The organism is Agrobacterium tumefaciens (genome assembly GCF_005221385.1).
GTDB lineage: Bacteria > Pseudomonadota > Alphaproteobacteria > Rhizobiales > Rhizobiaceae > Agrobacterium > Agrobacterium tomkonis.
The window spans coordinates 3,008,833-3,031,018 of the sequence record NZ_CP039903.1 but is presented as its reverse complement, the minus strand read 5'-3'; the positions used below and the strand labels follow the sequence as shown (position 1 = coordinate 3,031,018).

The 22,186-nt window shown below is 58.6% G+C and carries 24 protein-coding genes; 20 read left to right on the top strand and 4 right to left on the bottom strand.

The window, feature by feature from the left end; all coding sequences use genetic code 11:
* Nucleotides 1-167 precede the first annotated feature (167 nt).
* From dnaN to CFBP6623_RS15095, 6 genes are all read left to right on the top strand, one after another.
* Entirely contained in the window at nucleotides 168-1,286 is a 1,119-nt protein-coding gene (gene dnaN / locus CFBP6623_RS15120; RefSeq protein ID WP_046799275.1) for a DNA polymerase III subunit beta, read from the top strand.
* A 195-nt stretch (nucleotides 1,287-1,481) separates the two neighbouring features.
* On the top strand, nucleotides 1,482-2,075 hold the full coding sequence (pmtA, locus tag CFBP6623_RS15115) for a phospholipid N-methyltransferase PmtA (RefSeq protein WP_046799274.1): 594 nt from the start codon (nucleotides 1,482-1,484) through the stop codon (nucleotides 2,073-2,075).
* Nucleotides 2,076-2,170: 95 nt separating this feature from the next.
* On the top strand, nucleotides 2,171-2,767 hold the full coding sequence (locus tag CFBP6623_RS15110; RefSeq protein WP_046799273.1) for a histidine phosphatase family protein: 597 nt from the start codon (nucleotides 2,171-2,173) through the stop codon (nucleotides 2,765-2,767).
* Between the two features lie 4 nt (nucleotides 2,768-2,771).
* Nucleotides 2,772-3,479 (top strand): orotidine-5'-phosphate decarboxylase, encoded by a 708-nt coding sequence (gene pyrF / locus CFBP6623_RS15105; RefSeq protein WP_046799272.1) that lies wholly within the window; start codon nucleotides 2,772-2,774, stop codon nucleotides 3,477-3,479.
* Between the two features lie 20 nt (nucleotides 3,480-3,499).
* A complete protein-coding gene (locus CFBP6623_RS15100; protein WP_046799271.1) occupies nucleotides 3,500-3,787 on the top strand; it encodes a DUF1330 domain-containing protein in 288 nt (95 codons plus the stop codon).
* 157 nt (nucleotides 3,788-3,944) lie between these two features.
* The gene (locus CFBP6623_RS15095; protein ID WP_052820221.1) at nucleotides 3,945-4,925 is read left to right on the top strand and encodes a complex I NDUFA9 subunit family protein; all 981 of its coding nucleotides are present in this window, start codon (nucleotides 3,945-3,947) and stop codon (nucleotides 4,923-4,925) included.
* A 459-nt stretch (nucleotides 4,926-5,384) separates the two neighbouring features.
* Here CFBP6623_RS15095 and CFBP6623_RS27205 read toward each other — a convergent pair whose 3' ends face one another.
* Together CFBP6623_RS27205 and CFBP6623_RS15080 are read right to left on the bottom strand one after the other, a co-directional pair.
* Nucleotides 5,385-5,519, bottom strand: coding sequence for a hypothetical protein (locus CFBP6623_RS27205; RefSeq protein WP_269747842.1), 135 nt, complete (start codon nucleotides 5,517-5,519; stop codon nucleotides 5,385-5,387).
* 8 nt (nucleotides 5,520-5,527) lie between these two features.
* The gene (locus CFBP6623_RS15080) at nucleotides 5,528-6,334 is read right to left on the bottom strand and encodes an undecaprenyl-diphosphate phosphatase (protein WP_046799269.1); all 807 of its coding nucleotides are present in this window, start codon (nucleotides 6,332-6,334) and stop codon (nucleotides 5,528-5,530) included.
* Between the two features lie 157 nt (nucleotides 6,335-6,491).
* On the opposite strand from CFBP6623_RS15080, the gene CFBP6623_RS15075 reads away from it, so the two are divergent.
* From CFBP6623_RS15075 to guaA, 13 genes are all read left to right on the top strand, one after another.
* Complete coding sequence (locus tag CFBP6623_RS15075) at nucleotides 6,492-7,184, top strand: glutathione S-transferase family protein (RefSeq protein ID WP_046799268.1); 693 nt, start codon at nucleotides 6,492-6,494, stop codon at nucleotides 7,182-7,184.
* Nucleotides 7,185-7,263: 79 nt separating this feature from the next.
* Entirely contained in the window at nucleotides 7,264-8,415 is a 1,152-nt protein-coding gene (gene queG / locus CFBP6623_RS15070) for a tRNA epoxyqueuosine(34) reductase QueG (protein ID WP_080842385.1), read from the top strand.
* A 3-nt stretch (nucleotides 8,416-8,418) separates the two neighbouring features.
* On the top strand, nucleotides 8,419-9,291 hold the full coding sequence (locus tag CFBP6623_RS15065; RefSeq protein WP_046799265.1) for an SDR family oxidoreductase: 873 nt from the start codon (nucleotides 8,419-8,421) through the stop codon (nucleotides 9,289-9,291).
* 427 nt (nucleotides 9,292-9,718) lie between these two features.
* Complete coding sequence (locus CFBP6623_RS15060; protein ID WP_035219318.1) at nucleotides 9,719-10,087, top strand: septal ring lytic transglycosylase RlpA family protein; 369 nt, start codon at nucleotides 9,719-9,721, stop codon at nucleotides 10,085-10,087.
* A gap of 61 nt (nucleotides 10,088-10,148) precedes the next feature.
* The gene (locus CFBP6623_RS15055) at nucleotides 10,149-11,438 is read left to right on the top strand and encodes an RsmB/NOP family class I SAM-dependent RNA methyltransferase (RefSeq protein ID WP_046799264.1); all 1,290 of its coding nucleotides are present in this window, start codon (nucleotides 10,149-10,151) and stop codon (nucleotides 11,436-11,438) included.
* Nucleotides 11,439-11,593: 155 nt separating this feature from the next.
* On the top strand, nucleotides 11,594-12,871 hold the full coding sequence (locus tag CFBP6623_RS15050; protein WP_046799263.1) for an imelysin family protein: 1,278 nt from the start codon (nucleotides 11,594-11,596) through the stop codon (nucleotides 12,869-12,871).
* Between the two features lie 58 nt (nucleotides 12,872-12,929).
* Complete coding sequence (locus CFBP6623_RS15045) at nucleotides 12,930-14,453, top strand: di-heme oxidoredictase family protein (protein WP_080842732.1); 1,524 nt, start codon at nucleotides 12,930-12,932, stop codon at nucleotides 14,451-14,453.
* The gene (locus CFBP6623_RS15040) at nucleotides 14,453-15,574 is read left to right on the top strand and encodes an imelysin family protein (protein WP_046799262.1); all 1,122 of its coding nucleotides are present in this window, start codon (nucleotides 14,453-14,455) and stop codon (nucleotides 15,572-15,574) included. Before CFBP6623_RS15045 ends, CFBP6623_RS15040 begins: the two co-directional genes overlap by 1 nt.
* Nucleotides 15,575-15,578: 4 nt before the next feature.
* Nucleotides 15,579-16,673, top strand: a complete 1,095-nt coding sequence (locus CFBP6623_RS15035; RefSeq protein ID WP_046799261.1) for a DUF1513 domain-containing protein — start codon at nucleotides 15,579-15,581, stop codon at nucleotides 16,671-16,673.
* A 51-nt stretch (nucleotides 16,674-16,724) separates the two neighbouring features.
* Entirely contained in the window at nucleotides 16,725-17,177 is a 453-nt protein-coding gene (locus CFBP6623_RS15030; protein WP_046799260.1) for a TspO/MBR family protein, read from the top strand.
* An 82-nt stretch (nucleotides 17,178-17,259) separates the two neighbouring features.
* Nucleotides 17,260-17,709, top strand: coding sequence for a PaaI family thioesterase (locus CFBP6623_RS15025; RefSeq protein WP_046799259.1), 450 nt, complete (start codon nucleotides 17,260-17,262; stop codon nucleotides 17,707-17,709).
* Nucleotides 17,706-18,344 (top strand): 5'-methylthioadenosine/S-adenosylhomocysteine nucleosidase, encoded by a 639-nt coding sequence (locus CFBP6623_RS15020; protein ID WP_046799258.1) that lies wholly within the window; start codon nucleotides 17,706-17,708, stop codon nucleotides 18,342-18,344. Before CFBP6623_RS15025 ends, CFBP6623_RS15020 begins: the two co-directional genes overlap by 4 nt.
* An 83-nt stretch (nucleotides 18,345-18,427) precedes the next feature.
* Entirely contained in the window at nucleotides 18,428-20,005 is a 1,578-nt protein-coding gene (gene guaA / locus CFBP6623_RS15015) for a glutamine-hydrolyzing GMP synthase (protein ID WP_046799257.1), read from the top strand.
* Between the two features lie 38 nt (nucleotides 20,006-20,043).
* On the opposite strand, the gene CFBP6623_RS15010 is transcribed toward guaA, so the two are convergent.
* Complete coding sequence (locus CFBP6623_RS15010; protein WP_046799256.1) at nucleotides 20,044-20,532, bottom strand: hypothetical protein; 489 nt, start codon at nucleotides 20,530-20,532, stop codon at nucleotides 20,044-20,046.
* A 145-nt stretch (nucleotides 20,533-20,677) separates the two neighbouring features.
* Nucleotides 20,678-21,256 carry a TetR/AcrR family transcriptional regulator gene (locus CFBP6623_RS15005; RefSeq protein WP_046799255.1) on the bottom strand — a complete coding sequence of 193 codons (579 nt, stop codon included), beginning with the start codon at nucleotides 21,254-21,256 and terminating at the stop codon, nucleotides 20,678-20,680.
* A gap of 215 nt (nucleotides 21,257-21,471) precedes the next feature.
* Here CFBP6623_RS15005 and CFBP6623_RS15000 point away from each other — a divergent pair, with 215 nt between their 5' ends.
* Nucleotides 21,472-22,173: a methyltransferase family protein gene (locus CFBP6623_RS15000; protein ID WP_170979839.1), complete on the top strand. Its 702-nt coding sequence runs from the start codon at nucleotides 21,472-21,474 to the stop codon at nucleotides 22,171-22,173.
* The last annotated feature ends 13 nt before the right edge of the window (nucleotides 22,174-22,186 follow it).

Here is a 22,186-nt window from a genome sequence, read left to right as displayed (position 1 = left end):
ATGCTGTATAGCAGCAAAATGAGCGGAAGCAGACGCACTCGGCTCTTGCATTTTCTGCAATAACTCTGCCATTTTGCCCGTCCACATTATCCGGCTTTTTGCCGGTCAAGACTCTTCTTGCCGATCCGGCGGTGGCCGGTTCGCAACGGTTGAAAGCGGTAGCGTCCATGCGTATTACTCTTGAGCGGTCGAACCTTCTTAAATCGCTGAACCACGTGCACAGGGTTGTCGAGCGTCGTAACACCATCCCGATCCTGTCCAACGTCCTGCTTCGCGCATCCGGCGCCAATCTGGACATGAAGGCGACCGACCTCGACCTCGAAATCACCGAAGCAACACCAGCCATGGTGGAACAGGCGGGCGCCACCACCGTGCCGGCGCACCTGCTTTATGAAATCGTGCGCAAGCTGCCTGACGGTTCCGAGGTGCTTCTGGCCACCAACCCTGATGGCTCCACGATGACGGTTGCCTCCGGCCGTTCGAAATTCTCGCTGCAATGCCTGCCGGAAACCGATTTCCCTGACCTGACAGCCGGCACCTTCAGCCACACTTTCAAACTGAAGGCGACCGATCTAAAGATGCTGATCGACCGGACGCAGTTTGCGATTTCGACCGAAGAGACGCGTTATTACCTGAACGGCATCTTCTTCCACACCATCGAAAGCGGCGGCGACCTGAAGCTGCGCGCTGTCGCGACGGACGGTCACCGTCTGGCGCGCGCCGATGTGGATGCGCCCTCCGGTTCCGAAGGCATGCCTGGCATCATCATTCCGCGCAAGACCGTCGGCGAATTGCAGAAGCTGATGGACAATCCGGAACTGGAAGTCACCGCAGAAGTCTCGGACGCCAAAATCCGCCTGACCATCGGTTCGGTGGTTTTGACCTCGAAGCTCATCGACGGCACCTTCCCGGATTACCAGCGCGTGATCCCCACCGGCAACGACAAGGAAATGCGCGTCGATTGCCAGACCTTCGCGCGGGCCGTGGATCGTGTCTCGACGATTTCGTCCGAGCGCGGCCGCGCCGTGAAGCTGGCGCTAACTGACGGCCAGTTGACGCTGACCGTCAACAATCCCGACTCGGGAAGTGCTACCGAAGAAGTGGCCGTTGGTTACGACAATGATTCGATGGAAATCGGCTTCAATGCCAAATATCTCCTCGACATCACTTCGCAGCTATCCGGCGAAGATGCGATTTTTCTGCTGGCAGATGCCGGATCGCCGACGCTCGTTCGCGACACCGCCGGCGATGATGCACTCTATGTTCTGATGCCGATGCGCGTTTAAACGGCTGTTTTTTGCCAATTCAATCAAAAACGCCGGTGGATCGCTTCACCGGCGTTTTTTGATTCGGCTACCGCGTGTTTCAAACGATAAGCGAATTTTTCCAGTTACGACATTTTGCCTTGTTTTTGCGCCAAATGAGATCAACAGTGCGTAACCGTTTTTTGACAATGACCAAAAATGTATCCGAGGGGAATTATGGCACTTAACCTGAAGCAACGCCTTGAGCAGAAATTTGAGGAAGAAATCCGCTTTTTCAAGGGCATGGTGAGCCAACCGAAAAAAGTCGGCGCCATTGTCCCGACATCGTCGATCACGGCGAAAAAAATGGCGAGTGTCATCAATCCCCATTCCGGCCTGCCGGTTCTCGAACTCGGCCCGGGCACGGGCGTCATCACCAAGGCCATTCTGGCGCGCGGCATCAAGCCGGAAAGCCTGACGGCCATCGAATATTCGACCGATTTCTATAGTCAGCTGCTGCGGAGCTACCCCGGCGTCAATTTCGTCAATGGCGACGCCTTCGATCTCGATACGACACTCGGTGAACACAAGGACCAGATGTTCGACAGCGTCGTTTCCGCCGTGCCGATGCTGAATTTCCCGATGGCCGCCCGTATCAAGCTTCTTGACGAACTGCTGAAGCGCGTGCCGCATGGCCGCCCCGTGGTGCAGATATCCTACGGTCCGATTTCCCCGATCGTCGCGCAGCCGCATCTCTACCACATCCGCCATTTCGATTTCATCGTGCGCAATATTCCGCCGGCACAATTGTGGACCTATACGCGGGCCTGACCATTCGACAGAATGGCTAAGACCGTCATTTCCCGGTCGTGACGGATGGTTAGGGTGTTGGTTTGCCCTTTCCATTGCCTTTGAGGACCGGTTTCATGCACGCGCTTTATATCACCCATCCTCAGGTCAAGATCGATCCGATGGTTCCCGTTCCTGATTGGGGGCTTTCGGACAGGGGTGCCGAGCGGGCGCGGGAGGCAAGCCGCCTCCCCTGGGCGCGGGCATTGCGGCGCATCGTTTCCAGCGCCGAAACCAAGGCGATCGAAACCGCCCGTATCCTCGCGGAAACCTCCGGTGCGGCGATAGAGATTATCGAAGCGATGCATGAAAACGACCGGTCCGCCACCGGCTTCCTGCCGCCGCCGGAATTCGAAAAGGCGGCGGACTGGTTCTTTGCCCACCCTGATGAGAGCTTTCACGGTTGGGAAAGAGCGATCGACGCGCAGGCCCGTATCATCGGTGCGGTCAAAGCTGTTCTCGACAGGCACGAACCACAGCAGCCTATCGCCTTTGTCGGCCATGGCGGCGTGGGCACGCTGTTAAAATGCCATATTGAAGGTCGTGGCATCAGCCGCGCCAAGGACCAGCCTCCGGGCGGCGGCAATCTTTTCCGCTTTCCCATCGCCGAGTTTTCACTTGCAGCCGCGTCTCCCACATGCGACTGGACGCCAATGGAAACATGGCAGGGATAAGACAATGACCGCGCGCGAAAAACTCATCGTCGGGCTGGACGTTCCGACTGTGCAGCAGGCCGAAGACATCGTTTCGAAAATCGGCGACGAGGTTCTCTTCTACAAGATCGGTTATCAGCTGGTATTCGCAGGCGGTCTCGAATTTGCGCGTGACCTTGTTCAGAGCGGCAAAAAGGTCTTTCTCGACATGAAGCTGCTTGATATCGACAATACCGTCGCATCCGGTGTCGAAAACATCGCCCGCATGGGCATGTCGATGCTGACCCTGCACGCCTATCCGAAGGCCATGCGCGCCGCGGTCAAGGCGGCCGAAGGTTCCGGTCTCTGCCTGCTCGGCGTCACCGTGCTGACCTCGATGGACGACAGCGATCTGGCGGAAGCCGGTTACGCCTCCGATGCCCGTTCGCTGGTGCTGCGCCGGGCGCAGCAGGCGCGTGAGGCCGGCATGGGCGGCATCGTCTGCTCGGCCGAGGAATCGACGGCAGTGCGCGAAATTCTCGGCCCGGACCTCGCTGTCGTCACCCCCGGCATTCGCCCGGCTGGAGCAGATCTCGGCGACCAAAAGCGGGTGATGACGCCTTACGATGCCATCAAGGCCGGCTCTAGCCATCTGGTCGTCGCCCGTCCGATCGTCAGGGCGGAAGACCCGAAGGCGGCAGCCCGCGCCATTCTCGATGACATGCTGCGCGCCAGCTTTCCGGCCAATCAGTAACGACAATAGGAGGAGATGAAATGGCAAAGGGATATTGGATCGCCCACGTCGATGTACGCGACAACGAGCGCTATAAAGATTATGTCGCGACGGCGAAGCCCGCTTTCGAGCGGTTTGGCGCCAATTTCCTCGCGCGGGGCGGCGCTTTGACCGAACTGGAAGGAAAGGCGCGCGGACGCAACGTCGTGATCGAGTTCCCCTCGGTGCAACACGCCATCGATTGCTACCACTCCCCCGAATACCAGGCTGCGGCCAAAATTCGTCAGGACATCGCCGATACCGATATGATGATCGTTGAAGGAATTTGACGACCTTCAATCCGATTTGCAAAACTTGGCCGATTTGCAAAACTTGGCTGATTTGTAAAACCTTGGCCATGCCTTGCGACAACGTCTCTTCACGCGCGCGCGGCTTTGGGCTAAGAGACTGAAAAACGCTTTATCGACAGCTTCTGAGGAGCCTCCCATGACCTTGGCCAACCTTCCACCCCTCGTCACCGTTTTCGGCGGTTCGGGTTTTGTCGGGCGGCATGTCGTGAGAATGCTCGCCAAGCGCGGTTATCGCATCCGCGTTGCCGTGCGTCGGCCGGATCTTGCCGGTTTCCTGCAGCCGCTCGGCAATGTCGGCCAGATTTCCTTCGCCCAGGCGAACCTGCGTTATCGCGACTCCATAATCAAAGCCGTCGAAGATGCAGACCACGTGGTCAATTGCGTCGGCATCCTGACCGAAAGCGGCCGCAACACCTTTGACGCCGTGCAGGAATTCGGCGCCAAGGCCATTGCCGAAGCCGCCCGCGACGCCGGCGCGACGCTGACGCATATCTCCGCCATCGGGGCGGAAGCAAATTCGCAGACCGGCTATGGCCGCACCAAGGGCCGCGCTGAAGCCGCCATCCATTCCGTTCTGCCAGGCGCGGTGATCCTGCGCCCGTCGATCATTTTCGGACCGGAAGACGATTTCTTCAACAAATTCGCCAAGATGGCCCGCAGCCTGCCTTTCCTGCCGCTGATCGGCGGTGGAAAAACCAAATTCCAGCCTGTATATGTCGAGGATGTCGCCGAGGCGGTTGCCCGCAGCGTCGATGGCAAGCTGAAGCCCGGCGCTATCTACGAACTTGGCGGTCAGGACGTGATGACGTTCCGCGACTGTCTTGAGGCTGTTCTTGCAGCAACTTACCGTCAGCGTCCTTTCATCAATCTGCCTTTTGGCGTCGCCTCGATGATCGGCAAGATCGCTTCACTGGTGCCGCTCATCACGCCACCGTTGACGGCCGATCAGGTGACCATGCTGAAAAAGGACAATGTCGTTTCCAGCGAGGCGGAAAAGAACGGCCTGACACTGGAAGGCATCGGCATCAACCCCGTTCGTGTCGCTTCGGTTCTGCCCTCCTACATGGTGCAGTACCGCACACATGGTCAGTTCTCCAACGCCGGAAAAGCCGCCTGAAACTGCACTTCAGGCATCGCCATTTTGAACGGAAGCGGGAGCCATTCCCGCTTTTTGTTTTTGCGCGATTGAATTGCAACCAAACCGCTATTGGCGCATTTCTCCCTCAACTGAAGGGGAGGTGCAGCATCAACACGGACGGCGTTGCAAAGCCGGGTAAAAGTTAACGGCTATCTGGCCGCAACAGGTAAGCGTGGCACAAGCGCAACTGTGGAAAAGACTTCGCATTAACCCGGTATTCAGCAAGCTCCTTTATTGATATTGGCCACATTCCAAACATATCCCGGACCCTCAATTCACACACGGCGGCATCATCCGCGCGAACGAACGTCTGAAAGGCAATCATAAAATGGGCAGATCTATCGCACTCTTTTTTGCGTGTGCGGCTTTGGTGGTTCTGGCGGGTTCTTTCATGGCGCCGGGAACGGTTGCGGCGGGTAAGAGCGGTTGCGCTCCCGCTTACGGCGTCGATCCCTGCGCAACGGCTTCGATCAGCACCAACTGATCAGCCTCTACAAGCTTCAAAGAAAAAGCGCCTCCGGTTTTCCGGGGCGCTTTTTCGTTTTCGGTCAGGCCATTAAAGAAGGCCGGCATTCACTGGCTTAACCAAAAACCAGAAGTGCTATCAGCCCCAGCGAGCCGATGACGATGCGCCACCAGGCGAAAGGTGCAAAACCGCGCCGCGAGACGAAGTCCAGCAGCGAGCGCACAACGAACAGGCCGGAGACAAAAGCGGCGATGAAACCGACGGCAATCAGCGCGCCATCATCGAAGCTCAGTGCATCGCGGTTCTTGTAGAGATCGAGGGTAAAAGCGCCGAGCATGGTTGGCATTGCCAGGAAGAACGAGAATTCGGCAGCGGAACGCTTGTCCGTACCCATCAGCAGCGAGCCGACGATTGTGGCGCCGGAGCGGGAGGTGCCGGGGATCATCGCAAGGCACTGAAAGAGGCCGATCTTGAAGGCGAGCGACGGCGGATAATCCATGATGTCGGTATATTTTGGTTTTAATGGCATGCGGTCGACAGCAAGCAATATGACGCCGCCGATGATCAGGACGACACAAATCAGCATTGGTGTTTCGAAAAGCACCGTCTTGATGAAGTCATGCGCTAAGGCCCCGATCACCGCCGCCGGCAGGAAGGCAAGCGCGACGGCCAGCACGAAGCGACGCGCCTTGGCGCTTGTCGGCAAAGCGAGTGCGATCGATATAAGTTTTTGAAAATAAACAAGAAGGATTGCGAGGATCGCGCCGAGCTGAATAAGAACGGCAAAGGTATTGCCGGGTGATTTGAAGCCGAGGAAATGCCCGGCCAGCAGCACATGCGCCGTTGAGGAAACGGGAATAAACTCCGTCAGACCCTCGATAATGCCCAGCAGAAGCGCGCTGATGATCGATTGGTCACCCATGAGGTATCCTTTTTTCAGGGGAAAGCGGCAAAGGAAAGCAATTGCGTTAAACTTGTTTTAAAGTAGCCAAGCTCTTATAGCGTCTTGATGAAGCGAAACTGAAAAAGTTTTCCGGCAAATGCCGATCATGACAACCAATCGTAAAAATTGAGTACCGATGCCAACTCTCTTTCATTCTCCGATGTCGACCGCATCCCGGTTCGTTCGTCTGATCCTCGCAGAATACGGGTTCCAGACCGATCTCGTGGAAGAGCAGCCGTGGGAAAGACGACGGGAGTTTCTGGCGCTCAATCCGGCCGGCACCCTGCCGGTCTATCTGGATGACAATATGCGCTCGCTGAGCGGGCCTTACGTGCTTGCCGAGTTTCTTGACGAAACGCATGGGGTTTTGAAGCGCGACAGGCGACTTCTGGCAGAAGACCCGTTTCAGCGGGCGGAAATCCGCCGCCTGACCGAGTGGTTTCTGCAGAAGATGGAAAATGACGTGACCCGGCCGCTGGTGCGGGAGCGGGTTTATAAATTGCAGATGACGACAGCGCAGGGTGGCGGTCCGCCGGATTCCAAGCTGTTGCGCACTGCCCGCAACAATATCCGCCAGCACATCAAATATCTGGAGTGGCTGGCCGGTTCGCGAACATGGCTTGCCGGCGACCGGTTGAGCTATGCCGACCTTGCCGCCGCAGCTGGCGTTTCGGTGCTGGATTATCTTGGTGAGATCAACTGGCTCGAGGCGCCGATTGCCAAGGAATGGTATCAGCGGCTGAAATCCCGTCCCTCTTTCCGGCCGTTCCTGAGCGAGCGCATTCCGCGCCTTGCCCCTTCCTCCCACTACGCCGACCTGGATTTTTAAAGCGTCGCCTTCCCGGTTATTTGCTGCGGCCCGCGTTGAGCATATATATGTCGCAGAATAACCCTCGGGAGAAACGGCCATCGACGTTGCCAGCGACAAGCAGCGGATACGCGCGCGCAAACTGACGGATTTCGTTCGTCAGGAAGCGCTTTCGCTTGGCTTCGATCTCTGCCGCATCACCACACCGGACAGCATTCCGCTGGCGCCGGAACGGCTGAGGCTGTTTCTCGAGAAGGGTTACCACGGCACGATGGCGTGGATGGAAGAAACGGAGGCTCGCCGGGCTGAGCCGAAAACGCTGTGGGGCGATGTGCGCTCCATCGTCATGTTCGGCCTCAATTATGGCCCGGAGGAAGACCCGCGCGGCCTGCTTTCCAAACCGGACAAGGCGGCCATTTCGGTCTATGCCCGCAATCGCGATTATCACGACATCATCAAGGGCCGGTTGAAAGAGATTGCCACCCGCTTTGCCGCACGCGCCGGTGAGGATGTGAAGGTCTTTGTCGATACCGCGCCGGTGATGGAAAAACCGCTTGCCGCCGCCGCCGGGCTTGGCTGGCAGGGCAAACATACCAATCTGGTCAGCCGCACCCACGGCTCATGGCTGTTTCTTGGCAGCATGTTCACCACCGCCGAGCTCTGTCTTGATGAGGCCGAAAAGGATCATTGCGGCTCCTGCCGCGCCTGTCTCGATGCCTGTCCGACGGCCGCCTTCCCCGCTCCCTATCAGCTAGATGCGCGCCGCTGCATCTCCTACCTCACCATCGAACACAAGGGGCCGATCCCGCACGAATTCCGGCCGATGATTGGCAACCGCATCTATGGCTGCGACGATTGCCTTGCCGCCTGCCCGTGGAACAAGTTTGCGGCAAGCGCCTCCGAGATGAAATTGCAGGCGCGCGAGGATCTGAAGGAACCTTCCATTTCCTTCTTGCTGACGCTCGACGATGCCGCCTTCCGCAGCTTTTTCAGCGGCTCCCCGGTCAAGCGCATCGGTCGCAACCGGTTTATCCGCAATGTGCTGATCGCGGCGGGAAACTCCGCCGACCGGCAATTCGTGGAACAATGCAAGGCACTTGCCGAAACCGACCCTTCGCCGGAGGTGCGTGGTATGGCCGCATGGGCTTTGTCGCATCTTATGGACAGGGAGGAATTCCGTACTTACTCTGCCACCCGTGCGCCGGAATCTGACCCGGAGGCGGCAATGGAATGGCAACTGGCAGAGGCGTGACGCATGCATGTGATGATTTTCGGCGCGGGATATTCGGGAAAAGCCATCGCAAACGCACTGAAATCCGCGGCTGATACTATTTCCGGTACAACGCGCAGTGAGAATAAGTTCCCGAACCTCGAAACCACAGGCATGACGCCATTCCTTTTTGATGGCGTTCATCTTAATGACGATCTCATCGCCGCGATGGGCAATATCACACATCTCGTCCAGTCCATTGCGCCTGGCGGGCAAGGCGATCCGCTGCTGGCGCTGTTGGGCAGCGATCTGAAACGGTTCCTGCCGAAGCTGCAATGGATGGCTTATCTCTCCACCGTCGGCGTTTATGGCGACCATGACGGCGCATGGGTGAATGAGGAGAGCCCCTGCCGCCCGGTCTCCGCCCGTTCCGTGGAGCGGGTGGCCGCTGAAACCGCCTGGGCGGCAGCTGCCGAAAAAACAAATGTGCCGCTTGTCACCCTTCGTCTGTCCGGAATTTATGGCCCCGGACGCAATACCTTCATGAATTTCGAGAAGGGAACGGCACGCAGACTGGTAAAGAAAGATCAGGTGTTCAATCGCATCCGGGTCGAGGATATTGGTGCGGCACTTGCCTTTCTGGCGAGCAAGAATGAACGCGGCATCTTCAACGTCACCGATAACGAACCCTGCCCGCCGCAGGATGTGGTGAGCTTCGCCGCCACGTTGATGGGTGTGGAGCCGCCGCCCGAACAGGCATTCGAAACCGCCGATCTGACCCCTATGGCGCGCTCCTTCTACGGCGAGAACAAGCGTGTTTCCAACGCTAAAATACGCAGCCTCGGCTTCAATTTCGACTTTCCGGAGTACAAAATCTCGCTGACGCAGTTGTGGGAATCCGGCCTCTGGCGGGGCTGAAAACCGGGCCTTTAAAAACGATGAAAAATCCTTCCAAACCCACTTTTTCGGATGGTTTTCGTCGTATTTTGGTCAATTAGGACTTTATTAACCAAACAAAATTCACTAAAATCATAGCAATTAGAAAAATATTTCACTCACATTTCGTGAAGTGGATTCACGAAGCCGTGACTTGCAACAGCATTTCGATTGCGCATTGATTCTGCGTTATTTTTTCCATTTTGGTGTCCACCCGTCACTCGGACACCGTTCCGGCTAATGATCACGAATATTACAGCCTGTAACACTTCGTGATTTGAGCTTAGCTTTTTTTCGCCATTTTTCCCTCGCCCTACAATCTCGCATCAAAAGGCGTTCAGGCCAGTTTATGGTCGTTTAGCAAGGGCACAATCAATCGGCGCGGGGCCGATTTTCAGGGAAGCACAGTTTGTTGAATATCCGTCGTATAACTTTCACCGCTGCAACTATAGCCGCCTGTTCCATCATCGCGCCTCTTCAGGCGAATGCGGCAAATGGTTGTGGAGGCGCATCGTGGTATGCGTTGACCTCCAAGACTGCTTCGGGCGAGCGTATGAACGCCGCCAACCTGACCGCCGCTCACCGCTCGCTGCGGTTCGGCACCAAGGTCAAGGTAACCAACGCGCGCAACGGCAAAGCCGTGGTGGTGCGCATCAATGACCGCGGTCCGTTCATCAAGGGTCGCGTTCTCGATCTTTCCAAGGCTGCCGCCAAAAACATCGGCATGATCAGTTCCGGCACCGCCAAGGTCTGCTACGAGATCGTCAAGGCCGATTGAGCCTTGCCCTCGCCGCCATTCGCGTCTACCAACCGGGCTTATCAGCAAAATGAGGTAGACAATGCGTTTGGGCGGGCGTTTGGCCGGAGCAATCGAAGTATTGGCGGATATTGAAGGGCGCAAACGTCCTGTCGCCGATGCATTGAAGGACTGGGGGCTTGCCCATCGTTTCGCAGGCTCCGGTGACCGGGCTGCGATCGGCAACATCGTCTATGACGCCTTGCGCATGAAGCTGTCACACGCCTGGCTGATGGATGACGACAGCGCCGCCTCGCTGGGCTATGCCGTGCTGCTGCGCCAATGGGGCAAAAGCTTTTCGGAACTGGCGGCGGAATTCGATGGCGACAAGTTCGCCCCCGCCGCGCCAGACGAACAAAGGCAGCAGGCCTTTCTTTCCCGCTCTCTCGGTGATGCACCGGCCCATATTCAGGGTGATATTCCCGAATGGGTGCAATCTTCCTTCGAAACGGCATTTGGCGAAAACTGGCTCACTGAAGCGCAGGCGCTGAATGAGCGGCCAACCCTTGACCTGCGCGCCAACACGCTGAAGGCAACCCGCGAAAAAGTTTTGAAGGCGCTCGAGGAAAGCGGCGCGGAAGGCACCCGTATCGCCCGTCAGGGCGTGCGCATCCCCGCCGGCGAAGGTCCTTCCCGCCTGCCGAATGTGACCGCCGAACTGTCCTTCCAGAAGGGCTGGTTCGAAGTGCAGGACGAAGGCTCGCAGATTGTTGCCGATCTCGCCGGCGCGCATGAGGGCGAACAAATCCTCGATTATTGCGCCGGAGGCGGCGGCAAGACGCTGGCCATGGCTGCCAGCATGAACAATAAAGGCCAGGTTCACGCCTTCGATGCCGACCGCAAGCGACTCGCGCCGATCATCGAGCGGCTGAAACGAGCCGGCACCCGCAACGTGCAGGTTCATGACCGTACCGCCGGGCTTGTGCCCTTCCAGGGAAAATTCGACCGCGTTCTGGTGGATGCGCCGTGCACCGGCACCGGGACATGGCGCCGCCGCCCCGACACCAAATGGCGGCTGACAGCACGCAATCTGGAAGAACGCGTGCAGCAGCAGAGTGAGGCACTTTCGCAGGCGAAGGGTTTCGTGCGCCCGGGCGGCGAGTTGCTTTATGTCACCTGCTCCGTTCTGCCTGAGGAGAACGAACAGCAGGTCCGGCGTTTCTGCGAGGAAAATCCTGAATTTGTCATTGGTTCGGCTCTGGAGCGCTGGCAGACGACTTTCGGTGCAAATGCGAACAAACCGCATTCCTCCGACGGAAAGACAGTGACGCTGACACCTGCAACCACAGATACGGACGGTTTCTTCTTCTGCTTGATGAAACGCAAAGCATAAAAGCCGATTTGCACGCAGCGATTTTACTTGCGAAATACCGACCGAGCTTGTTTCAAAGCATTCTAAACTAGAATGTTTGACACAAGTTTGTGATTGGGTCAGAACTCGCTGGCCGCAGCGTGAAGTCTTTTCATGCCTGCCCAAGGAGAGGGATCATGATCCGCAAAACCATTCTCAGCGCCTCTTTCGCGCTTCTTGCCGCATCGGCGGCTTTCACCGCGCTTCCCGCACAGGCCGCCACTGATGCGGCTGCCGTCGTCAAGCATTACGCCGATGTCGCGCATGCGAAATACGAGGATTCGCTGACCACGGCGAAGGCGCTGGACAAGGCGATCGATGCGCTGATCGCAACGCCAAGCGAAGAGACATTGAAGGCCGCCCGCGAAGCCTGGATCAAGGCGCGTGTTCCCTACCAGCAGTCGGAAGTCTACCGTTTCGGCAACCCGATCGTTGACGATTGGGAAGGCAAGGTGAATGCCTGGCCGCTGGATGAAGGCCTGATCGACTATGTCGACGGTTCCTATGGCACGGAAAGCGACGAGAACGAGCTTTACGTCGCCAACCTCATCGCCAATCCGAAGATCAAGATCAGTGGTGAAGAGGTCGACGCCTCCAAGATCACCCCTGAACTGATCGAAAGCCTACACGAGGCGGGTGATGTCGAAGCCAATGTGACCACCGGTTACCACGCCATCGAATTCCTGCTCTGGGGCCAGGATCTGAACGGCACCGGACCGGGCGCGGGCAACCGTCCCTATACCGACTACGACAAGGCAAAATGCACAAACGGCAATTGCGACCGTCGCGCCGACTATCTGAAATCCGCCTCCACCCTGCTGATAAAGGATCTCCAGGAGATGGTGGACGCCTGGGCGCCAGAAGGCGAAGCCACGAAGACGGTGAAAGCCGATCCGAAAGCCGGCCTCACCGCCATTCTCACCGGCATGGGTTCGCTTTCTTATGGTGAGCTGGCCGGCGAGCGCATGAAGCTCGGCCTTCTGCTGCACGACCCGGAAGAGGAGCATGATTGCTTCTCCGACAATACCTATAATTCGCATCTGAACGACGCCGTCGGCATCGCTTCGGCCTATACCGGCGACTATACTCGGGTGGACGGCACGAAGATGACCGGCGCCTCGCTGGCCGAACTGGTCGGCGCCAAGGACAAGGCGCTGAACGATGAAATGACGGCGAAGCTGAACAAGACGCTCGACGCCATGCACGCGATGGAAAAGCGCGCCCAGACCGTCGAGGCCTATGACCAGATGATCGGCGAAGGCAACAAGGAAGGCAACGCCGTGGTTCAGGCGGCCATCGACGGTCTCATCGACCAGACGAAGACCGTTGAACGCGTCATCGCCGCACTCGATCTCGGCAAGATCGATCTCGAAGGCTCCGACAGCCTCGATAACCCGAACGCCGTCTTCAAATAAGCGGCAGGACGGGCCGCAATGCACTGCGGCCCGTTTCTCCCATGTGCTCCTGATTTCCATGGAATTGTCACTGCTGCCGATCCGCAAGCCGTTTTTCTTCGCCGGGGCAGCCTGTCTTCTGGCATCGGCAACGCTTGCCGCGCCGTTGCGTGATGATCTGACGGAGAAAGACCGCAGCCGTGTTCAGGCCGTGACCACGCCGACGACGGATTTTACGAAACCGGAGCCCTTCGAGGCGATGTCCGGTGGCGCGACAACCAGCACCAACAAACCCGACAGCGGCGCATTTTCGCATCCTTCCGCCAGCATGTCCTTCGAGCGGAAGCAGGATTTCAAGCTCGGCAACGCGCTGTTCCAGAAGCTCTGGGTCTCCTCCCCCTCCTCCACACAGGCATCGGATGGTTTGGGGCCGCTTTATAATGCCCGATCCTGCCAGACCTGCCATGTGAAGGACGGCAGGGGCCGCCCGCCTCTTGCCGGAGAAGACGCCGTTTCCCTGTTTCTGCGGCTGGCGCGGCCGGCTCGCAACGATGGAGAACGGGCGGCGATTGCGCGCCATGAGGTGCTGAATTTTCCCGACGAGACCTATGGCAGGCAGTTGCAGAACCTTGCCATTCCCGGTCTTGCCGCCGAGGGCAGGCCGGTCATCTCCTACACTGAAATGCCGGTGCGTCTTTCGGATGGCGAGGTGGTGATGCTACGCAAGCCCGCCTATGCCGTGGCCGACCTCAACTATGGCCCGGTTGGCGCCGATACGACGCTGTCGGCGCGGATCGCGATGCCCACCCTCGGGCTTGGCCTGATCGAGGCCATCAGCGACGCCGATATTCTGGCCAAAGCCGATCCCGATGATAAAAATGGCGACGGCATTACCGGGCGTCCGGCATGGGTCAAGGATCATCGCACCGGCGCGGTGAAGCTCGGGCGGTTCGGCTGGAAAGCCCAGAATGCAAGTGTGCGCGATCAAAGCGCCAGCGCCTTCTCCCACGATATTGGCATCTCCACGCCGGATGCGCCGACCCCCTATGGCGATTGCACCGATGCCCAGAAGGACTGTCTGGCCATGCCGACCGGCGTGCAGCCTCGGCTGGGGCCAGTGGAAGCCCCTGATCCGGTTCTCGATCTCGTGACCTTCTACACCGAAAACCTCGCCGTGCCGCAGCGACGAAATGCCGGTGATCCGACCGTTCTTAAGGGCAAGCAGCTGTTTTACGCATCCGGCTGCACGGCCTGCCATACGCCGAAATTCGTCACCCGCCGGAATGCCACCGACCCGATGCATTCGTTCCAGTTGGTCTGGCCCTACTCGGACTTCCTCTTGCATGACATGGGAGAGGAGCTTGCCGACGGCCAGCAGGTGGGTGAAGCAAACGGCAGACAGTGGCGCACCCAGCCGCTCTGGGGCATCGGCCTGACGCAGAACGTCAATGGGAACGGTTTTTACCTGCATGACGGGCGCGCGCGCAGCCTGACGGAAGCGATATTGTGGCACGGTGGCGAAGGGCAAAAAGAGCGCGACGCCTTTGCCGCCTTGCAAAAATCCGACCGGCAGGCTTTGCTGGCTTTTCTGGAGTCCCTTTGATGAAAAATGCCATGCGAAAAATATCCGGCCTCGTTTCCGTGCTGCTGCTTTTGACCAATCAGCCGGCGATGGCACAGGATGTGGAACTGATGCCGCCACCGCCGCTTGACCCCGCACAGGTGCGAGGTGTCATGGAGAAGGCGGTGAACGGCTTCATTCGCCCCGGTTACGACCACTTCCGGCAATCGGCAGACAGGTTGGAAGGCAGCATGAAGGCTTTCTGCGCCTCGCCCTCCCAAACGACCGATGAGGCAGCCAAAGCAGCCTTTGCCGATACGGTGGCGAGTTGGTCGACCATCGAGATCGTGCGGGTCGGTCCTGTCATCGAGCAGAACCGTTTCGAGCGCGTTCTTTATTACCCCGACAAGAAGGGGCTGGGGCTGAAACAGGTGCAGCGCTACCTGTCGGAAAAAGATGAAAGCGTCACCAGCGCCGACGGCCTGAAGGGCAAGAGCGTCGCGGCACAGGGGCTTGGCGCGCTGGAATTCGTGCTTTACGGCACTGGCGCGGAAGAACTTCTCGACAAAAAGGGCGATTTCCGCTGCCGCTTCGGCGCGGCCATCGCCGGTAATATCGCCAATGTGGCAGCTGAGCTTTCCGATAGCTGGAACGCCCCTGACGGCGCGCAGAAAAACTGGACACAGCCTGGAGCGGACAATCCCGTCTTTCGCGACGAGCGCGAGGCGCTGGTTGCCCTGCTCGGCATTCTCGTACACGGCTCCGAGGCAATCCGCGACCAGCGGATCGAAACCTTCTACAAGGGACCGGACAAGGCGAAGTTTCCCCGCACCGCCATTTACTGGCGCTCGGGCCTGACCTGGAAGAGCATCTCCGCCAATATCAAGGCCGTTCAGACCCTGTTGCATACGGCCGATATGGTTGAACTCGTGCCGCCCGATCAACGCTCCATCGTCAACTCCATCGACTTCATCGCCAAATCGATGATCCGGGTTGCCGGGACAATCGATACGGATGTGCAAAAGGCGCTGGATCAGGACGATCAGCGCGCCAAGGTGGATTATCTGCTGCTCAATGGCAAAGACCTGATCTACCGCTTGAACGATCAATATGGCGGCGCAATCGGCCTCAGTTCCGGCTTTTCCTTCGCCGATGGAGACTGACCCGATGATATCAGGCACCAAACGGATGCTGATAGATCGGCGCAGCTTCATCAAAGCGGCGGGAGTTCCCTTCCTCGCCGCGCTGGCTCCCCGTTCACTTTATGCGCTGGAACGGGCAGACGCGGTCTTTGCTTCGGCCTTCCGCGCCCGTGACGGCTCCTACGGCATTGCGACGGTGAGCGAACGCGGCGAAATCATCGACCGCGTTGTGCTTCCCGCCCGCGCCCACGGAATGGCGACGAGCCGCGCGACGGGTACGACCGTGGCCTTCGCGCGCCGGCCCGGCACCTTCTTCATGGCCTTCGATCCCGCGCAACACCGCGAGCCGATCGTGATGCACACGCCGGAGAACCGCCATTTCTATGGCCACGGCCAATTCTCGCCCGATGGGGCGATCCTCTATGCCAGCGAAAACGACTTCGACGGCAATCGCGGTGTTATCGGGTTGTACGACGCCAAAAACGGATTTACCCGCATCGGTGAATATGACGCACATGGCGTCGGTACGCATGACATGACGGTGAGCGATGACGGGCGGCTGATCGTGATCGCCAATGGCGGCATCGAAACCCACCCGGATTTCGGCCGCACCAAACTCAATATCGACAGCATGGAACCGTCTCTCGTGCTTCTGGACGCCGCTACTGGTCAGTTGATCCAGAAACATACGATGCCGGACCGGCTGCGCCAGCTTTCCACCCGCCACGTCGACCTTGGCGATGACGGCCGCATCTGGTTCGCCTGCCAATATGAGGGACCGCGCAACGATCTGCCGCCATTGGTCGGCCACTTCGCCAAGGGTGAGGATGTGGCTTTCGTCGATCTGCCGGAGGAAACGACAGTGCGTCTTGCCAACTATGTCGGAGCCATCGCCGTCAACCGACGCGAGGGGCTGGTGGGCCTGACCTCACCCAATGGCAACGCCGCCGTGACGCTCGATGCAAAAACCGGGAGGGTGGTTTCAGAGGTGAGCGTGCGCGAAGCAGCGGGCGTTGCACCCGCCGCCCGGGGCATTGCGGTTTCTTCCTATGACGGATTTTTCGAGGCGCTGCGCAGCGACGTGGCATGGGACCAGCATATTGTGCGTATCTCCAGCTAAAATACTGAAAAAGCACGGGAACAAAAGCCCGGCAGGCGCAGTTGAGGCGTCATGAAAAACCTTACCGTGTACGTTGTTTTCGTGGTTGCAGTTGTTGCCATTGGGGCGCTGATCGGCGTCAACAATGTGCCGGGCGAATGGTATCAATCGCTGCAGAAACCATTCTTCAATCCACCCAACTGGATCTTCGGGCCGGTCTGGACCACGCTTTACGTGTTGATCGGTATCGCCGGTGCACGCACATGGATCAGGAAGCGAATGGGAACGCGCATGCGCCTCTGGTTCACCCAGATGGTGCTGAGTTTCCTGTGGTCTCCGATCTTTTTCGGCATGCAGAGCCCGGCGGGCGCCCTGATCATCATCATTCCGATGCTGGTGTGCATTTTGGCTTTCATAGCACTAACCTATCGCCGTGACCGCGTATCCATGTGGCTTTTCGTGCCCTATGCGTTGTGGGTTGCCTTTGCCACGGTGCTGAATGCGAGTATCGGCATTCTGAACTAATTTCTGCCTGCCCGGGCCTTGCCTTGCCTGCCGCCACACGCCATGTCAGTTTGCGATGGGACTTAAAGCAGGCAGGTAGGCCATGGAGATCACGGATCCCGGCGATTTTCGTCAGCGGATAGAACGAAGTTTTGCGCGGCAGGGTGTTGTGCAGGCCATCGATGCTGAGATCAGCCGTATCGAACACCGGCTGGTGGAGATCGAACTGCCCTTTCATGAAAAGCTCACACAGCAGCATGGCATATTGCATGCGGGCGTCATCGCCGCCGGTCTGGACACGGCCTGCACCTATGCGGCTTATACGATCATCGAACCGGAAGCCTCTCTGCTGACCATCGAATTCAAGGTCAACCTCATGTCGCCCGGGCGCGGCGAGCGGTTCCTGTTTCGCGGCGAGATCATCAAGCCAGGCAACAACCTGATCGTCGCCGATGGCCGCGCCTATGCGCTTTCGGACGGGCCGACAAAGCTGATAGCCTCAATGACAGGAACGATGATGGTGGTAAAAGGTCGCGAGGATATTACCGGATGAGCTACCGGCTTTTGCATGTTGCGGATAAATCCATTCTTTTCGTCATGGCGGCCTCTCCCGAATACGGTCCCCATCTCCAGGCACGCATCGCGCCATTGATGACCGGCATCGGCCCGGTCGAGGCGGCGATTGCGGTCACGGCCGTTCTTGCCGGTCTCGATGCGGCGGACCATCTGCCTGATCTCGTCGTTTCGCTCGGTTCCGCCGGTTCGCGAACATTGGAGCAAACCGGCATCTATCAGGCGATTTCGGTTTCCTATCGCGACATGGACGCCTCCGCCTTCGGTTTCGAAAAGGGCTGCACGCCGCTGCTTGATCTGCCCGCCGAAGTGGCCTTGCCTTTGCGGATACCCGAAATTGCCGAGGCGCGGCTTTCCACCGGCGCCAATGTCGTTTCGGGCGAGGCTTACGGACTGATCGACGCCGATATGGTGGAAATGGAAACCTTTGCGGTTTTAAGAGCCTGCCAGCGCTTCGGCGTACCGCTCGTCAGTCTGCGCGGTATTTCCGACGGCAAGGCGGATGTGAACCATGTGGACGACTGGACGGAATATCTGCACATCATCGACGAAAAGCTGGCAGATGCCGTCGACCGGCTTTGCCATGCCATAGAAGATGGCTCAGTCACCCTTTGAAACCTTGCGATTTTCGCAAATTTCCGCGGTTTGACGCCCGCTTCCGGGTTGCCTAAAGCCGCCATTTTCTTTAAAGGCTCGCCATGACCCAGATAGCCCATCCCGACAGCATTCTCATCATCGATTTCGGCAGCCAGGTGACGCAGCTGATTGCGCGCCGCATCCGCGAAGCCGGGGTCTATTGCGAAATCCATCCGTTCCAGAATGCCGCAGAGGCGTTTGAGAAGCTTCAGCCGAAGGGCGTTATCTTCTCCGGCGGCCCCGCATCTGTCACGGCGGAAGGTAGCCCGCGTGCACCGCAGGCGGTGTTCGACAGCAAGGTTCCGATCCTCGGCATCTGCTACGGCCAGCAGACGCTCTGCACCCAGCTCGGCGGCGTGGTCGAAGGTGGCCATGCGGCGGAATTCGGCCGCGCCGATATCGACATCAAGAAGGCGAGCCCGCTGTTCGACGGCTTCTGGGAACAGGGCAAGAGCTACCCGGTCTGGATGAGCCATGGCGACCGCGTGACGAAGCTGCCGGAAGGTTTCGAGGTCATCGCGACCTCCGAAAACGCGCCCTTCGCCATCGCGGCCGACGAGACGCGTCACTATTACACCACCATGTTCCACCCGGAAGTGGTGCACACGCCTGATGGCGGCAAGCTCCTGTCCAACTTCGTGCACAAGATCGTCGGGCTGAAATCCGACTGGACGATGGCGGCCTATCGCGCCGAAATGATCCGCAAGATCCGCGATCAGGTCGGCACCGGCCGCGTGCTGTGCGCACTCTCCGGCGGCGTCGATTCCTCGGTTGCGGCCATCCTCATTCACGAGGCGATCGGTGACCAGCTGACCTGCGTTTACGTCGATCATGGCCTGATGCGGCTTGGCGAAAGCGAACAGGTGGTCGGCATGTTCCGCGACCACTACAATATTCCGCTCGTCCACGTTGACGCCGCCGACCTGTTCCTCGGCGAACTCTCGGGCGTTTCCGATCCGGAAGCAAAGCGCAAGACCATCGGCCGTCTGTTCATCGAAGTCTTCGAGGCCGAAGCAGCCAAGATCGCCGCCGACGGCAAGGGCGCACCGAAGTTCCTGGCGCAGGGCACGCTTTATCCTGACGTCATCGAGAGCGTTTCCTTCTCCGGTGGCCCTTCGGTCACCATCAAGAGCCACCACAATGTCGGCGGTCTTCCCGAGCGCATGAACATGCAGCTCGTCGAGCCGCTGCGTGAGCTTTTCAAGGACGAGGTCCGCGCGCTTGGCCGCGAACTCGGCCTGCCGGAAAGCTTCATCGGTCGCCACCCCTTCCCCGGTCCGGGTCTGGCGATCCGCTGCCCCGGCGCGATCACCCGCGAGAAGCTCGATATCCTGCGCAAGGCGGATGCGATCTATCTCGACGAAATCCGCAAGGCCGGTCTCTATGACACGATCTGGCAGGCCTTTGCCGTGCTGCTGCCGGTACAGACCGTCGGCGTCATGGGCGACTACCGCACCTATGACTTCGTCTGCGCGCTGCGCGCCGTGACCTCGGTTGACGGTATGACGGCGGATTTCTATCCCTACGACATGAATTTCCTTGGCCGCGCGGCAACCCGCATCATCAACGAAGTGCGCGGCATCAACCGTGTCGTCTATGACGTGACGAGCAAGCCGCCCGGCACGATCGAGTGGGAATAACGACTACAATCGACAGTACTTAAACGATGACGCCGCGACTAGTTCGCGGCGTTTCTGTTTTGTCTTGCGAGATAGATGATTTGGGCGGTCACGCCGACAACGAGGATCGCCAGCAACCCTGCCTGAACGCCGAGAAGCAGCGGCGATTTCAAATCGGTCACAAAGGGATGACCATCCGGAACACGGCGCAGGGTTTCGGTCGCCGTCGGCACCATCAACAGAAACGCGCTGACACTGAGACAGATGGTTTCAACATATCTGGCGATGCGCGTTGAGCCGAGAATGCGCTCGATTCCGTAACCTGCGAGCAGGAACAGAATGGTGAGTGCGCCAATGGCGTAGCTGACCGGCTGATGCGCCACGAGGAAGGCTGTGGCAGCACCAATCAACATGGACACAAAATAGATTGCACCCGGCGTGGAGCCGGGAACGATTCGACCGTAACGGGCAAACATGTAGATGGCCACGGGAATGGCGGGCAGGCTGCCGAGTGTGTGGACCCAGCCAAGCGGAGAAATTCCGAACATGAGAGATTGCCTTTCTCTTCCAGAAGAGCGGTGGCGGCCCGGGGAAGCAGGTTGTTGACGACTGATCTTGAAGTGTAATGCTGTCTGTTTACCGGGTCGGATATCGCTCCGGTCATGCATTCACCTCCCTGGCGACGCTTCGTTTTCAAGCGGTGATGCGCTCCAGCATGGGGCGGGTTATTGCGCCAAAGGTTGCGGCATCACCGTGGGCGCGGGCTGAGAGCATTGCGCCATGCACGGTGGCCATGAACATTTCGGCATTGGCTCGCGCTGTTCCGGTCAGCACAAGGCGACCTTTGGCAGCGCCGCGCTCCAGCACGGCGGTGAGCCAATCCGACAGGCTTTGAAAATGCGCACGCACTTCGAGAACGACAGATTCGGGAAGGACCGGTATTTCAGTGGCGAGCAGGGCGCAGACGCAGAAGGGATGGGTCGCGTCAGCGATGCAGCCCGCCCAATAACCGACGTAAGCGCGAAGCTGTTCGAGCGGATCAGAGATGTTTCGCTCCAGCTCGGCGATCCCGGCTTCAGCTTCCTGCCTGTACTGCTCGACCAGTTTACAGACCAGATCTGACTTGCTTGGAAAATGGTGGTGAATGCTGGCATTGCGAATGCCGACTACATTGGAAATATCGGCGTAGCTGAAACTGTTATAGCCGCCCCTTATAATGAGGGTGCGTGCACAGCGAAGAATATCATCGGCTCTGGTCTGTGGATTTTTCATACATTCTACCTACCTACTAGTAGGTAGAATGTCAACTCGTGAGTCCACCCCGACCAGATCACCTCGCATATTTGACTTTTTGCCGGTTTTTGCCAGGATTTCGACTGTCTCTCGCAGGGCACGACCCGTCCGGCAACACCTTGGGTTGGCAAAATGCAGCCCGACTGGGGACGGGCCTAGTTCCGCCTGCGGGAACTATTAAGAGGAGCACATCAATGGTCTCCGATACTGATCCGCCACCCATGTCGCGTACCGTCGCGATCCTCTACGCATTCGGCCTGCCCCTTGGCCTGATCGCACTGGTCTTTCTACCAGCTGGCCGCATAGATTGGCCTCCCGGCTGGATATTCATCGCAGTCCTCGTGGTAGCCTTCAGCTTTTCCGCGCTGGTACTCGCGCGTGTGAACCCGATCATTTTTCGCGCCCGCAGCCGGTTTCAGCCCGGCACAAAAAGATGGGATCTGATCCTCGTCACCGCGATACTTCTGGCTTTTGCCGCTGAAATTCCGGTTGCGACATTAGATGCCGGCCGGATGGAGTGGTCTGCTGTGCCGCTCTGGGTCATCCCGGTCGGTTATGTCCTGCTCATCGGCGGCATCGCCGTCGCGGCCTGGGCTCAGGCTGTCAATCCGTTCCTCGAGCCGGGCGTCCGCATTCAGACCGAGCGCGGACAACACGTGATTACATCGGGGCCTTATGGCATCGTGCGCCACCCCGGTTATACGGCGGCAATCGCCATGTTCGCCGGCGTACCGCTTGCTTTGGCGTCTTGGATGGCCCTGCTGCCCGCCACCCTGGCCATCGCCCTACTGATCATGCGTACGGGTCTGGAAGATCGTTTGTTGCAGGCGGAATTGCCTGGCTATGCTGACTATGTCCGCGAAAGGCGATACCGGCTAATCCCCGGCATCTGGTAGGCTTGAAACGGCC